Source organism: Coprococcus comes ATCC 27758 (assembly GCF_025149785.1).
GTDB lineage: Bacteria > Bacillota > Clostridia > Lachnospirales > Lachnospiraceae > Allocoprococcus > Allocoprococcus comes.
Window position 1 is genome coordinate 1,314,130 of sequence record NZ_CP102277.1, and the last position, 14,674, is coordinate 1,328,803.

At 39.5% G+C, this 14,674-nt stretch carries 11 protein-coding genes and 2 pseudogenes; all 13 read left to right on the forward strand.

All coding sequences use genetic code 11. The annotated features are described in order from the left end of the window. The first annotated feature begins 1 nt into the window (after nt 1). The gene (locus NQ556_RS06445; protein ID WP_120080085.1) at nt 2-1,213 is read left to right on the forward strand and encodes a glycosyltransferase family 4 protein; all 1,212 of its coding nucleotides are present in this window, start codon (nt 2-4) and stop codon (nt 1,211-1,213) included. A gap of 51 nt (nt 1,214-1,264) precedes the next feature. Beyond that, nucleotides 1,265-2,329, forward strand: a complete 1,065-nt coding sequence (locus tag NQ556_RS06450; RefSeq protein WP_243426639.1) for a glycosyltransferase family 2 protein — start codon at nt 1,265-1,267, stop codon at nt 2,327-2,329. 4 nt (nt 2,330-2,333) lie between these two features. Beyond that, nucleotides 2,334-3,611, forward strand: a complete 1,278-nt coding sequence (locus NQ556_RS06455; RefSeq protein WP_204575892.1) for a hypothetical protein — start codon at nt 2,334-2,336, stop codon at nt 3,609-3,611. A 1-nt stretch (nt 3,612) separates the two neighbouring features. After that, a complete protein-coding gene (locus NQ556_RS06460; protein WP_044998583.1) occupies nt 3,613-4,335 on the forward strand; it encodes an acyltransferase in 723 nt (240 codons plus the stop codon). After that, nucleotides 4,316-5,296, forward strand: a complete 981-nt coding sequence (locus tag NQ556_RS06465) for a DUF6625 family protein (protein WP_204575895.1) — start codon at nt 4,316-4,318, stop codon at nt 5,294-5,296. Before NQ556_RS06460 ends, NQ556_RS06465 begins: the two co-directional genes overlap by 20 nt. 53 nt (nt 5,297-5,349) lie before the next feature. Further along, nucleotides 5,350-6,168: pseudogene (locus NQ556_RS06470) on the forward strand (glycosyltransferase family 32 protein); the annotation flags it as partial. Between the two features lie 68 nt (nt 6,169-6,236). Next, nucleotides 6,237-7,679, forward strand: a complete 1,443-nt coding sequence (locus tag NQ556_RS06475) for an oligosaccharide flippase family protein (RefSeq protein WP_008369165.1) — start codon at nt 6,237-6,239, stop codon at nt 7,677-7,679. Between the two features lie 16 nt (nt 7,680-7,695). Beyond that, nucleotides 7,696-8,505 carry an acyltransferase family protein gene (locus tag NQ556_RS06480; protein ID WP_204575897.1) on the forward strand — a complete coding sequence of 270 codons (810 nt, stop codon included), beginning with the start codon at nt 7,696-7,698 and terminating at the stop codon, nt 8,503-8,505. Between the two features lie 415 nt (nt 8,506-8,920). Further along, nucleotides 8,921-9,244 (forward strand): annotated as a pseudogene (locus NQ556_RS16810) (VanZ family protein); the annotation flags it as partial. Between the two features lie 48 nt (nt 9,245-9,292). Continuing rightward, entirely contained in the window at nt 9,293-10,195 is a 903-nt protein-coding gene (locus NQ556_RS06485) for a sugar phosphate nucleotidyltransferase (protein ID WP_044998710.1), read from the forward strand. Nucleotides 10,196-10,407: 212 nt separating this feature from the next. Next, the gene (gene glmM / locus NQ556_RS06490; protein ID WP_008369160.1) at nt 10,408-11,793 is read left to right on the forward strand and encodes a phosphoglucosamine mutase; all 1,386 of its coding nucleotides are present in this window, start codon (nt 10,408-10,410) and stop codon (nt 11,791-11,793) included. An 86-nt stretch (nt 11,794-11,879) separates the two neighbouring features. Continuing rightward, entirely contained in the window at nt 11,880-13,748 is a 1,869-nt protein-coding gene (glmS, locus tag NQ556_RS06495) for a glutamine--fructose-6-phosphate transaminase (isomerizing) (protein ID WP_008369159.1), read from the forward strand. Between the two features lie 22 nt (nt 13,749-13,770). Further along, nucleotides 13,771-14,673 carry a sugar phosphate nucleotidyltransferase gene (locus NQ556_RS06500; protein ID WP_008369158.1) on the forward strand — a complete coding sequence of 301 codons (903 nt, stop codon included), beginning with the start codon at nt 13,771-13,773 and terminating at the stop codon, nt 14,671-14,673. The last annotated feature ends 1 nt before the right edge of the window (nt 14,674 follow it).

Genomic DNA, 14,674 nt, shown 5'->3' on the forward strand with positions numbered 1-14,674 from the left:
AATGGTGAATTATCTTATTTCTGCATATAGCGTGAACCCTTATAAGGGTTCAGAGGATAGTATTGGTTGGAATTGGGTTTTACAGTATGAGAAAAACTATAAAGAAGGAGATAGAATAATCCTTCTTACTAAGAAATTCAATGAGAAGGACACGAGAAGAGGTCTCAAAGAATTTAATATACAACATGTCGAATTAGTTATTGTTGATGTCCCTAATGCACTTAACTGGTTCAGAGAAAAGCATTCCGCTTTTCATCATATGTATTATATTTTATGGCAGCATTGGGCATGGCTTTGGGTTAAACATTCAGGAATCCATTTTGATGTAATTCATCATGTTACTATGAATGATTACAGAATCCCAAGTGAGTTATATAAGGCTAAAGGTGCAAAGGTGATTTGGGGGCCAATGGGAGGTGCGCAGGTAACACCAAGGCCATTGAAGGTCTATGAAAAGAATCAACTGGTTGCGAGTTTTAGAGAGTTTGTAAATAAGAGCTGTTCATGGAATCCCTTTTATAAGAAAGCACTGCGCTCATATTATAAGATATATTGCATAAATAATGAAACTCAAAAGCAAATTTCTCGCATCGTAGGAAAAGATGTGCCATTAATGCCGGAGTTGGCATTAAGAGATGAATACAAAAACCTTCCTATTCGGAAAGGAAACAACGATATTCTCAAAATCGTTTTTGTAGGAAGATTGATTGGAAAAAAAGGAATAGCTTTTCTTGTTGACGCTCTTTCTTTGATGCCTACCGATATGAATTGGGAACTCTTGATTTTTGGTGATGGCGATGATCATGCATTAATTGAAAAACAAATAGCAGATAGTGGTATTGGAAAAAATGTAAAATTAATGGGTAACCGTCCGCTGAATCAAATTGCTGAAGCATATCAGCAGGCAGATGTTTTTGTTTTGCCGAGTCTTAGAGAAACAAGTGGAAATGTGCTGCTCGAGGCAATGGCATATGCAGTGCCAATAGTTGCATTTGATACAAGTTTTTGTAGGCTGCTAAAAGAAGTTGACTGCGGTGTATTCGTAAATACGGACCAGGCACTTGAAGGCATCAAGGAAGACTGGTGCAAAGCAATTGTAACATTAGGACAGGACAAAGAACTGGCAAAGCAGATGGGACTAAATGGTTATAAATATGTGAACAGTAAGCTAACATGGGATGAGAAGTATAGAATTATTGTTAACGATATGTAATTGTAGTACTGCTGTATGAAAAATACAGTTTAGCGCATCTATGAGGAGAATATGATGAAGCAAACAGAAGAAAAAATTAAATTTAGTGTTGTACTGCCAATTTATAATGTGGAAAAATATCTGAATAGATGCCTTGATAGTGTCATGAATCAGACCTACAAAAAGCTTGAAATTATTCTTGTTGATGACGGCTCTCCGGATAATTGCCCACAAATGTGTGATAATTGGGAAAAAGTTGATGATCGTATTAAGGTTGTACATAAAAAAAATGCTGGTCTGGGTGAGGCGAGAAATTCTGGCTTAGATGTTGCTACTGGAGATTATATTGCTTTTTTTGATAGTGATGACTATATTGATACAAGACTGTTTGAAGAATTATATACAGTCATAATTTCAGATAATCCAGATTTGATTGAATTTGGACATCATGACGTTGATAGACAGGGAAATATTACCAAAACATTTATTCCAAAAACACCGTTGGAAAAGTATGAAGGTGAAGAAGTTTTATCAAAATTCCTACCTGAGTTGATTTGTACAGATCCTAAAACAGGAACAGCCAGTGACTTGTTAATGAGCGCGTGGAGTTGCTTATATAGAAGACAACTATTGGCAGAATGCAACTTCCATTTTGTCTCCGAAAGAAAGTATATTAGTGAAGATGTGTATTCGCTAATGAAACTCATGCCGAATGTACATAGTGTTAATGTTGTACATAAGGCATATTATTATTATTGCGAAAATGACCAGTCGCTTACACATGTATATAAGCCAGATCGCTTTGAAAAGCTTGTCGCATTTCAACTGCATTTAGAAGAATTATGTGCATCAGATGTCTACAGCGATGAAGTGAGATACAGGATTAAAAGACCTTTTTTGGATAACTTGCTTGCTTGTATGAAAAGCGAAGTCAATTGTGTAAAAGAAATTGGTGTTAAAGAAATCCATCGTTCGATTTCCCAAATGTGTACAAATAAGATGGTTCAAAAAATTGTATGGATGGTACCAGATGCTAGTTTTTCAAGAGCAAGAAGAATGATTCATTTTTGTATTAGACATAAGATGAGTTTCAGCACTATTGCGTTGATAAGAGCTCAACAATATTTAGGGAGATAAAAGTATGCGAAGAGAATTATTTATAGTTACACCAAAGAAGTGCATATTTTGGATACTATACGCATGCATTGTGTTCTCTGTAGCGTATAGTTTGTTTGGTATTAGCCTTTCAACATTCTATTTGTGTGATGTTTTGAATTTGATGTTGCTTTACTTTGAAGCAAAGTATATTAAGGAGATTAAAAATCGATGCGCCCCTCTTCTCTATATTTTGATTGCACTTTTGCTGTTTTTAATGGTTGGCGCTGGAATAAATTATGTAAAACCGTTGCTCATTTTTTGGGGAATAAGAAATCTCTGCCGCTATTTTATATTGTTTTTTGGAGTAATTCTCTTTTTTACACTTGATGATGTCGAAAAAGTGATTCGGTTTTATTTTGCATCACAAATACTTAATGCGCTTGTTGGTATATATAAGTATTTTGTCCTTGGGCTTTTTAGCGATGATTTTGGTGGAGGAATTTTTTGGGGCGGTGGTGGCTTGAATCCATTCTGCCTGTTGCTTTTATGCTTTTACTCAAGCCTTTATTTTGCTAAAAAAACTACATTCAAAAAATTTGCGGTTATTATTGCGGCTACATTTATGCTAGGTGCAATGGCTGAGGAAAAGATGATGTTAATGTTGGCCGTGTTATGCATTATTTTGTCAGCACTGATTAATCAATATGTTGAAAAAGGTCTTACAGTTAGAAAGTTAGGTATTCTAGTTGGTTTATTACTGGGCTTTGTGGTTGTTATCAATTTGGTTGATCGTTTGGCACCGGATATGTTGAAAATTCTTTTTAATAAAAAGAATTTTATGGATTATGCAACTGCGACTTTTGATGAGGGGTATAGAATTCCACGTGTCGGATCATTCCAAGTGATTAATAATTTATTCCTGAGAACTCCGATTAAAGAGTGGTTTGGTTTGGGTATTGGTAATTGTGACACATCTGCATTTTCATTTTTTCAGAGTGACTTTTACAGAGCTTATGGAGACTATAATTATCGCTGGTTTACAAATCAATGGACGTATTTGGAATGCGGAATTGGCGGTTTTGGATTGTACGTGTTTTTCTTTATTACATTGATTATTACGTTGTTGGCAAAGTTAAAAAGGTATCCTAATGCGATTCGGCCATATATGATTGCAAGTGCTATTTTCACAGTCGCTATGATTTTTTTGATGTGGCACAGCTCAGCAATTCGAGTGGATACAGCTTATATAATTTATTTTGGAATGGCAATTGGTTTTGTAGCAATGCAGTATGATAGCAACGAAATTAAGGAGGATTGCTAAAGTGAATATAAAAAGCATTTTGAGAAAGACCGCTTATGGGTATAAGGCAGAATCATCATCTTATATTGAACACTTAAGATCGATAGGAATGAAAATTGGAAGCGATTGCATTATATATGTCCCGACAAAGACGCTAATTGATGAGCAGTATCCGTGGATGATTACTATTGGTGATCATGTAAGGATTACTGAGGGTGTAAAAATTTTAACACACGATTATTCATGGTCGGTTCTTAAAAATTGTCGGGGGGGGATCCTTGGAGCTAGTGGTATCGTCGAAATAGGAAACAATGTATTTATTGGTATGAATACAATTATAGAAAGAAATGTGAAAATAGGCGATAACGTTGTGGTTGGAGCAGGGAGTCTAGTTACAAAGGATTGCGAGTCTGACAGCGTTTATGCGGGCGTTCCAGCGAGAAAGTTGATGAGTATTAATGAATTCTTTGACAAACGTTACGCTAAACAAAAGGCTGAAGCGAAAGAATTAGCTCAGAGGTATTATGAGCGTTTTAAACGTCGGCCCGATCCAGAGGTTTTTCATGAGTACTTTATGCTGTTTGAAACAAAAAGTAGCGTTTTAATAAACAATGTGTTTTCAAATAAGCTTAAGCTAGGCAATACAGAAAAGCAGTCAATTGAGTATATGGAAGAACATGCTCCTGAATTTTCTAATTATGAAGAATTTATGAGGTATTGTTTTGATGATGAGGAAGAAAAATAAAAGATGTGTCTTGATTTTACCCTACTTTGGACAATTTAATAATTATTTCCCGCTTTTTCTTAAATCATGTGAGGCCAACCCTACATACACATGGATGATTTTTACTGACAATGAGTTTAAGTATGTCTGTCCAGAAAATGTTCATGTTATTAAAACTACACTTGATGAAATACGTAAGATAGCTAACGAAAAATTTGGATTTAAGATTGTACTTGAATCAGCGTATAAATTATGTGATTACAAACCTGCCTATGGGTTTCTGTTTGAGAAATACATTAAGGATTTTGATTACTGGGGTCACTGTGATTGCGATTTGATTTTTGGAAACCTCGAAAAAAATGTTACACCATTGTTGAACGAGGACTATGATAAATTGTTCGCTGCGGGACATTTGACAATATATAAAAACACGTATGATAATAATCGTCGCTTTATGAAGTCTTTTAAAGGACGCGTTTTATATAAAGAAGCATTTACAACGGACAAAATATTTGTGTTCGATGAAGACTGTAATGGTCACGACAATGTTCATAGTATTTTTCGTGAAGATGGAGCAAGGATTTATGAAAAGGATTTAAGCATGAATCCTTCTGTCTTTTCTGCAAAATTTATTAGAGCATTTTATGATGTTTCTAAACACGACTTTGTTAATGAAACGTATAAAAAAGCACGGTATTATTGGAATAATGGAAATGTTTTGCGAATCGAGTGGAATGGTTCGAAACTAGTTCAAACAGAATTTGCTTATATTCATCTCCAAATGCGTAAAATGCGTGTTAAAGTGTCTGTACAAGATGCGTGTTTTGAAATCTTGCCAGATAGGTTTGTTGAGCAAGAGTTGCCGAAAAATCGTAGCGAACTACATTTGTTAACAATCGGATGGCCATATTTGTACTGGATTGATAAATATAAGAAGCGGGTAACTAGAAAGTGGAAGAAGATCGTTAGAAAGACAATCTGATGATGATATATATATTGTGTCCAGTCATTTAAGAGTACAAGGAAGATGAGGATGAATTTATGATACCTAAAGTAATACACTATTGCTGGTTTGGAGGGAATCCTCTTCCAGAAGAAGCAAAGCGTTGTATAGAATCATGGAAAAAGTATTGCCCAGACTACAAGATAATAGAGTGGAATGAAAATAATTACGATGTGAATAGCAATGAATATATGAAAGCCGCTTATAAAGAAAAAAAATGGGCTTTTGTATCTGATTATGCCAGAATTGATGTCGTGTATAAGTACGGTGGCATATATATGGACACTGATGTTGAGTTAGTAAAGGAGCTTGATAGTTTTTTAAATGATAGAATGTATTGTGGGTGGGAAATGAGAGACCCATTGCTAGACAAACTGGGAAGAAGCTATGAGAATTCTGTGGCGTTTGGATTGGGATTTGGTGCAGAGAAAGGTCATCCAGCTTTGAAAAAGATTCTTGATTTATATGATAGGATTTCCTTTTATAACGAAGATGGAACTCTGAATTTAATTGCGTGTCCGCATTATCAAACGGAAATCCTAAAAGAATATGGACTAGATGATACAAGGAGAACATATCAACACTTAGATGCAGGAATTGTGGTCTATGAAGAAGAAGTGTTTTCGCCGAAGTCACCACTAACAGGGAAAACAACAATTACAAACAAAACTGTAAGTATCCATCAATTTTCAATGACTTGGATTAATGCAAAAGAAAGAAAACTTCAGAATATAGAATGGAATCTTACAGAACGGTTTGGATATGGATTTGCTCATACGGTTACTAAGATTATTTCTTTGCCGTATAGAGTAGAAAAAAAGATAACTAAGATAGTGAAAAAGTCCCAATAAGGTTGACTGTGTAGAAATTCGATGTTAAATAATGGAAGGAGTTCTTGGACAATAGTCCGTAAAAGATAATGCAAAAATCATTAACTAAAAATTCAATATATAACGTAATTTATACGATAGCTAATATCCTGTTTCCTTTTGCTACATCTATTTATGTCTCAAGGATTCTTCTGCCGGCCGGCGTTGGTAAAGTGGCTTCTGCACAGAATATTGTTTCCTATTTTGTGACACTTGCAGCACTTGGATTGCCATCCTATGGAGTACGAGAGTTTGCAAAAGTTAGAGAAAAAAAACATGAAAGAAACAAATTGTTCACCGAGCTTCTACTTGTGAATATTATATCGACAACTTTGGCAGTTGTTGGATTCATTGGTCTAGTTGTTGCTAATGAGGGTTTTAATGGACAATGGACACTTTATGTAGCCTGTGGTCTTTCTATTGTCTTTAATTATCTTAACATTGACTGGATGTATCAGGGCCTGGAAGAATATGGATATATTACAGGGCGAAGCTTACTTATTAAAGGCCTCTCTCTTTTGGCATTATTTTTATTTGTGAAAACAAGGGAAGATTATGTAATATATGCGCTTATATCTAGTTTGGCCACAGGCGGAAATTATGTTTTTAATGTTCTGAACGCAAGAAAATATGTCGCACTTGATTTCTCTAGAATCGAGTTAAAACGCCATATGAAACCTGTTATCTTGATTGCGTGTATTATATTCTTATCGAGTATTTACAATAAAATTGATGTGACAATGCTTAACATCTTGGCGACGGATGAATCTGTTGGATACTACACATACGCACAGAAGACAATTATAATGGTTTTGACTATGGCGAATGCTATTACTGCTGCATTGCTACCAAGGCTTAGCTATTACTATGACAATGACAGACAAGGATTTTATAAATTATTAGATAAAGGTTTTCAAGTCCTATGTTTTATGACTTTTCCGATGACAGTAGGAATGGCGCTTGTTGCTCCGCAAGCAGTTGAGTTCTTATACGGCGAGGCCTTTGAACCCGCTGTTTTAACAATACGCTTGATGTGTCCTCTGATTCTGATCAAAGGCTTTGGAGATTTGTTCTGTTACCAGCTTGTTTATAGTACAAAGAGTGAAAAGATTATTTTGCCTGCTTCAGCATCTGCATCTGTGATAAATATTATAACGAATGCAGCTTTAATTCCTACACTTCTTCAAAATGGTGCTGTAATAGCTTCTGTATTTAGTGAACTGGTCACAAATGCTGTTCAATTCATCTATATGAAGAAAAAGGTGAAATTTACCATTAATATGAAAGCATTGACGAAGGGGCTTATTAGTACAGCAGTGATGACATTGAGTGTCTACATCATTATGCAGTTTAAATTGCCAAATACTATTGGGCTTATATTAGAGATTTTATGTGGTGTTATCGCATACACAGCAGTAAACTTAGTTATGAAGAATACCTTGATATTCGAGATTGTGAATAAAGTGAAAGGGAAAATCTCACATAAGGCCTAAATATGAAGAAAGTGGGATGATGGATGAAGTGCAACGCAATAAAGATTACAAACTGATAGATTTGATAAAATTTTTGTGTGCATATCTTGTAATTGGGATACACACGAGACCACTTCAAGCTGTTAGTGTTCTCTTAGACAAAGTTGTGTACTATAATATATCAAACTATGCAGTACCGTTCTTTTATGCATGTACTGGATATTTCTTGATTGTTAAACAACCGGAAAAAGATTTGTATATAAAACTTGGCTACCGCATAAAAAAGATTTTTAATATTTATATCATATGGTCTATCGTATATTTGCCATTGACAGTTTATGGATGGTTTATTGAAGGAAATAAAACAGTAGAATATGCAGCTCTTTGTATTCGGAATTATATCCTCGTGGGAGATAATTTTTATTCATGGGCGCTATGGTATCTCAATGGTTTAATCTTCGCCTTGATTCTTATAGATATTTTATCAAAAAGAATTTCAATAGAAAAGATTGTAGGTTTTGGATCAGTGGCATATCTTGTTGGTATAGTTCTTACCGCTTTTGGGGGGCATCAAGACAAGCTACCGGCATTATTAGCATTTCCAGTTAATATTTATTTCTCAATCTTTGCGACGACAAGAAATGGTTTCTTTCAATCGTTAGTATTTGTTTCTTTAGGTATGTATATTGCTGACATTGAGAAGTCAGGTGAGTTGACAAAAATTCTTCACAAGGGAAAGATTGCACTATTTGCTTATCTAATAAAAATTCCTATAAGCCTTATCGGGGGGGGCAGTACCTCAGCCAGATGCTTGACCTTCCAATCTTTTTCGTGTTATTCTGCCTGATTATATATAAATGTCCAATGATGGAACTTCATGGAGATTTTTATAAGAAACTGAGAAACTTAAGTGGAACAATATATTTTGTCCATATGTATTTTGTGGCATTGTGTGCGCTTGTTTTGTATAAGGAAGATTACCATAATTTCGTATCCTTCTTTATTTGCGTAGGAAGTGCGACTTTAATTGCTATACTATTCAATTACATTAGGGAAAGGAAAAGATGCAAGTAGTAGCTGATGACGTTTTTTATAGTATATATCAATATTTAGGATTCGGGCTGATTTTCGCAGTAATATGCATGATCGCCTTGCCCGAAGTAGAACATAAAGGATTAAAGAAGTGCCTTATTCATCAGTGGCATATGCTTAGAACGGATAAGATCACTCGATATAAATTTGCATTCTTTACCATCCTGTTTATGGTGCTGTCTAGAACTTTGATTTGTCGCAGTATATGGCAATGTCCGTGGGAAAATATAATTGGGGAATGGGGAGTTTTCACTTCAGATGGCACCCTAAATACGGAAGGGATGCTTAATGTTCTTCTGTTTGTCCCACTTGCTTATTTTGGAGTGCTTGGTTTTTTTCAACAAGATGGATTGGACAAGGAAATCTTGTTTAATATTGTAAAGACTTCCTTTGGTTTTTCATGTTTAATTGAAATATGTCAGCTTTTTTTAAGAGTAGGAACATTTCAGTTATCGGATATTTTCCAAAATACGCTTGGTGGCTTTATAGGTGTAGCTGTTTGGGCTATGCAACAAAAAATAATGAAAAGAGGAAGAAAAAATATGAACACAACATTACTTATTATGGCAGCTGGTATCGGCAGCCGATTTGGAACGGGTATTAAGCAACTGGAACCGGTGGATGCTTCTAATCACATCATCATGGACTATTCCATCCATGATGCAATCGAAGCAGGCTTCAATCATGTGGTATTTATCATCCGTAAGGATATCGAGAAGGAGTTCAAAGAGGTCATTGGTGGTCGCATTGCCTCCATTTGCTCCTCTCACAACGTAACTGTAGACTACGCTTTCCAGGATATCAACGACATTCCGGGAACTCTGCCGGAAGGACGTACAAAGCCTTGGGGGACGGGGCAGGCAGTCCTTGCAGCAAAGGATGTCATCAAGACCCCGTTCATTGTCATAAATGCAGATGATTACTATGGAAAGGAAGGCTTCAAAGCCGTCCATGAGTATTTGGTGAATGGTGGCAAGTCTTGCATGGCAGGCTTTGTGCTGAAAAACACACTGTCCGATAACGGCGGCGTGACTCGTGGTATCTGCAAAATGGACGAGCAGAACAATCTGACTGAGGTTGTTGAGACTAAGAACATTGTAAAGACGGCAACCGGAGCAGAAGCAGACGGCGTAGTGGTTGATGTGAATTCTCTGGTTTCCATGAATATGTGGGGCTTGACTTCTGATTTCTTGGATGTGCTGGAGGAGGGCTTCCAGGAATTCTTCGAGAAAGAAGTACCTAGCAATCCTCTGAAAGCAGAGTATCTGATTCCTATCTTCATTGGTGAACTGCTGGAGCAGGGAAAGATGTCTGTCAAAGTATTGAAAACAAACGATACCTGGTACGGCATGACCTATCACGAGGATGTAGCAGCAGTAAAGGATAGCTTTAAAAAGATGCTGGAGAACGGTGTGTACAAGGCTGACCTGTTCAGTGATCTATGATTTACTGGGAGCGTAAGCTCCCTACGCTCCGGCAGATATTCTGGCGTTCTGAAGGACATAAAAAAACTGGAGCTGAAAGATATGAAGTTTAGAATTACGCTGAAAGCATGGCTACGCCAACCAGGTATGCTGCCTCTATGTGGCGGATGGTAGGCAACAAAAAGCATACAGCTTTTTGTTGGTTCGCTTTTTAAATAGGGAAATAAATTTATATGGCTAAATATTTTGGAACAGATGGCTTCCGTGGTGAAGCTGGTATTACATTAACAGCAGACCATGCCTACAAAGTAGGTCGTTTTCTGGGCTGGTATTATAATGTGTTGCGTGAGCGCAATGGTGACACTGATCCTGCTCGTATCGTCATTGGTAAGGATACTCGTCGCAGCTCCTATATGTTTGAATATAGTCTGGTGGCTGGTCTGACGGCTTCCGGTGCAGATGCTTATCTGCTCCACGTTACTACCACGCCGTCTGTAGCTTACATCGCTCGTGTGGATGACTTTGACTGCGGTATCATGATTTCTGCCAGCCATAATCCGTATTACGATAACGGCATTAAGCTGATCGACTGCTACGGTGAAAAAATGCCCGAGGAGATCCTGCTGTTGGTGGAGGACTATATTGACGGCAAGCTCCATGTATTTGACAAGGACTGGCCGGAGCTGCCTTTCGCTCATCGTGAGCATATCGGCTGCACTGTGGATTATGTGGCCGGACGCAACCGTTACATGGGTTATCTGATCTCTCTGGGTATCTATTCCTTCAAAGGTGTCAAGGTTGGTCTGGATTGCGCCAATGGTTCCAGCTGGAATATCGCTAAGAGCGTTTTCGATGCTTTGGGTGCTGACACCTACGTCATCAATAATAAGCCGAATGGCACGAACATCAACAACAACGCAGGTTCTACCCACATTGAGGGTCTTCAGAAGTTTGTTGTGGAGAAGGGCTTGGATGTTGGCTTTGCCTACGATGGTGATGCTGACCGCTGCCTGTGTGTGGACGAGAAGGGCAATGTTATCACTGGCGATCACATCCTGTACATCTACGGCTGCTATATGAAAGATCGTGGTAAGCTGTTAAATAATACAGTCGTTACCACAGTTATGTCCAACTTTGGTCTCTACAAGGCTTTTGATGAGCAGGGTATCGGCTACGCTAAGACTGCTGTGGATGACAAGTATGTTTACGAGTATATGGCAAAGAACGGTTGCCGTATTGGTGGTGAGCAGAGCGGCCATATCATCTTCTCCAAGTACGCAAGCACTGGTGACGGTATTCTGACCAGCTTGAAGATGATGGAAGTCATGCTGGCTAAGAAGAAGCCGATGAGTGAACTGGCAGCACCGCTGAAGATCTATCCGCAGGTGCTGGAAAATGTCCGCGTGATCGATAAGAAGGCTGCACAGAATGATCCTGCCGTGCAGGAAGCCGTGTCTAAGGTTGCTGAGGCTCTGGGCGATACCGGCCGTATTCTGGTGCGTGAGTCAGGCATTGAGCTGGTGGTTCGCGTGATGGTAGAAGCCCCTGACCATGATACCTGCCAGAAGTATGTTGATGAAGTGGTCAATGTGATCTGCGAAAAGGGATATAAGGCATAAAGTCAATGACGACTCTGGCAATTATCCGGAGTCGTTTTGCATAAAAGGGAAAGTATAATAGATAAAATAACGGGAGGGATAAAACTATGTGTGGAATCGTTGGTTTTACAGGAAATCGACAAGCAGCACCGATCCTGCTGGATGGTCTGTCAAAACTAGAATATAGAGGATATGACTCGGCCGGATTGGCTGTCCGTGACGGAGAAAATCTGGCACAGGTCGTGAAAGCGAAGGGACGCCTGTCCAATCTGATCGAGAAAACAGATGGCGGCAAGGCATTGAAAGGAACCTGTGGTATCGGTCATACTCGTTGGGCAACTCACGGTGAGCCGAGCCAGACTAATGCACATCCGCATGTTTCAGGCAACTGCACCCGTTCTGGTTCAGGCACAGTGGAGTCTGAGGTCGTTGGCGTACATAACGGCATCATTGAGAACTATACCGAACTGAAAGAAAAGCTGCTGAAGCACGGTTATACATTCTATAGTCAGACGGATACGGAAGTGGTCATCAAGCTGGTGGACTACTATTATAAGAAGTATAATCTCGGCCCTATCGATGCCATCGCTAAGACGATGGTGCGTGTCCGTGGTTCCTACGCTCTTGAGCTGATGTTCCGGGATTATCCGGGTGAGATTTGGGTGGCGCGTAAGGACAGCCCGATGATTATCGGCATTGCAGATGGTGAGACCTATGTGGCTTCGGATGTTCCGGCAATTCTGAAATACACTCGCAATGTATATTATATTGGTAACCTTGAGTTTGCAAAACTTGTTCCAGGCGAGGCTCATTTTTATAATCTCGATGGTGATGAGATCGAGAAGCAGACCACTGAAATCAAGTGGGATGCCGAGGCTGCCGAAAAAGGCGGCTTTGAGCATTTCATGATGAAAGAAATCCATGAGCAGCCGAAAGCTGTTCAGGATACCCTTAACTCTGTGATCAAGAACGGCGCCATCGACCTGTCCAGTGTGGAAATCACTGAGGATGAGATCAAAAACTTCGAGCAGATCTATATCGTTGCCTGTGGCTCTGCATGGCATGTGGGCATGGCTGCTCAGTATGTGCTGGAAGATATAGCGGATATCCCAGTGCGTGTGGAACTCGCATCTGAGTTCCGTTATCGGAAGATGCCGCTCAATCAGAAAGCACTGGTAATCGTTGTCAGCCAGTCTGGCGAGACAGCAGATACATTGGCTGCACTGCGACTTGCAAAAGAAAAAGGCATAACCACAATGGCAATCGTCAATGTGGTAGGCAGCAGTATTGCCCGTGAAGCGGACAAAGTGTTCTACACCCTTGCCGGTCCAGAAATCTCTGTTGCAACGACCAAGGCATACAGTGCACAGCTGGCAGCTATGTACTGTCTGGCGGTTCAGTTTGCGAAGGTTAGAGAAAAAATCACTGAAGAACAGTACGGTTACTATATTTCTGAACTGTTGACTCTCCCGGAGAAGATGCAGAAAACTTTGGAAGATAAAGAGCGCATTCAGTGGTTTGCAGCAAAGTATGCCAATGCACACGATGTGTTCTTTGTAGGCCGTGGCATTGATTATGCGGTCAGCTTGGAAGGCAGTCTGAAACTGAAAGAAATCAGCTACATTCACTCTGAAGCATACGCAGCGGGTGAACTGAAGCACGGAACCATCAGCTTGATCGAGCAGGGAACACTGGTTATTGGTGTGCTGACCCAGAGCAAGCTGTATGAGAAAACGGTAAGCAATATGTTGGAATGCAAGAGCCGTGGAGCTTACTTGATGGGTCTGACGACTTATGGAAACTACGAAATCGAAGATCAGGTGAACTTCACAGTTTATGTTCCAAAGGTGGACGAGCACTTTGTTGGTAGCCTGGCAGTGATTCCGTTGCAGCTACTCGGCTACTATGTGTCTGTAGCCAAGGGCCTGGATGTGGATAAGCCAAGAAATCTGGCGAAGAGTGTGACAGTAGAATAAAAGTTAGAAAGAGGAAGACGTTATGAAAACAACATTACTTATTATGGCAGCCGGTATCGGTAGCCGTTTTGGAACAGGAATCAAACAGTTGGAGCCAGTGGATGATGCTGGACATATCATCATGGATTACTCGATCCATGATGCGATCGAGGCTGGTTTCAATCATGTAGTATTTATCATCCGTAAGGATATCGAGAAGGAATTCAAAGAGGTCATCGGTGATCGCATTGCCTCCATTTGCTCTTCTCATAATGTAACTGTTGACTATGCTTTCCAAGATATCAATGATATCCCGGGAACTCTGCCAGAAGGCCGGACAAAGCCGTGGGGAACCGGTCAGGCCGTCCTTGCAGCGAAGAAGGTCATCAAGACTCCTTTTATTGTAATCAATGCAGATGATTACTATGGCAAGGAAGGCTTCAAGGCTGTTCATGAGTATCTGGTGAATGGCGGCAAGTCCTGCATGGCTGGCTTTGTGCTGAAGAACACGCTGTCCGATAACGGTGGTGTGACTCGTGGTATCTGCAAGATGGATGAGAATGGAAACTTGACTGAGGTTGTGGAAACCAAGAACATCGTCAAGACTGCAGATGGAGCAGAGGCAGACGGTGTGGTTGTTGATGTGAATTCTCTGGTATCCATGAATATGTGGGGTCTGACTCCAGATTTTCTGGATGTACTGGAGGAAGGCTTCAAAGAGTTCTTTGAGAAAGAAGTCCCGGGCAATCCTCTGAAAGCAGAGTATCTGATTCCCATCTTTATCGGTGAATTGTTGGAGCAGGGCAAGATGTCTGTGAAGGTTCTGAAAACCAATGATACATGGTATGGTATGACCTACCATGAAGATGTCGCAGCAGTAAAGGGCAGTTTCAAGGAGATGCTGGAGAACGGCGTGTACAAGGCTGACCTGTTCAGTGATCTGTAAA

Bases quoted from the DNA above. Each gene is read 5' to 3' on its own strand.
- NQ556_RS06445 (WP_120080085.1), top strand. From the start codon at position 2: ATGGTGAATTATCTTATTTCTGCATATAGCGTGAACCCTTATAAGGGT.
- NQ556_RS06450 (WP_243426639.1), top strand. From the start codon at position 1,265: ATGATGAAGCAAACAGAAGAAAAAATTAAATTTAGTGTTGTACTGCCA.
- NQ556_RS06455 (WP_204575892.1), top strand. From the start codon at position 2,334: ATGCGAAGAGAATTATTTATAGTTACACCAAAGAAGTGCATATTTTGG.
- NQ556_RS06465 (WP_204575895.1), top strand. From the start codon at position 4,316: ATGATGAGGAAGAAAAATAAAAGATGTGTCTTGATTTTACCCTACTTT.
- NQ556_RS06475 (WP_008369165.1), top strand. From the start codon at position 6,237: ATGCAAAAATCATTAACTAAAAATTCAATATATAACGTAATTTATACG.
- NQ556_RS06480 (WP_204575897.1), top strand. From the start codon at position 7,696: ATGATGGATGAAGTGCAACGCAATAAAGATTACAAACTGATAGATTTG.
- NQ556_RS06485 (WP_044998710.1), top strand. From the start codon at position 9,293: ATGAACACAACATTACTTATTATGGCAGCTGGTATCGGCAGCCGATTT.
- glmM (WP_008369160.1), top strand. From the start codon at position 10,408: ATGGCTAAATATTTTGGAACAGATGGCTTCCGTGGTGAAGCTGGTATT.
- glmS (WP_008369159.1), top strand. From the start codon at position 11,880: ATGTGTGGAATCGTTGGTTTTACAGGAAATCGACAAGCAGCACCGATC.
- NQ556_RS06500 (WP_008369158.1), top strand. From the start codon at position 13,771: ATGAAAACAACATTACTTATTATGGCAGCCGGTATCGGTAGCCGTTTT.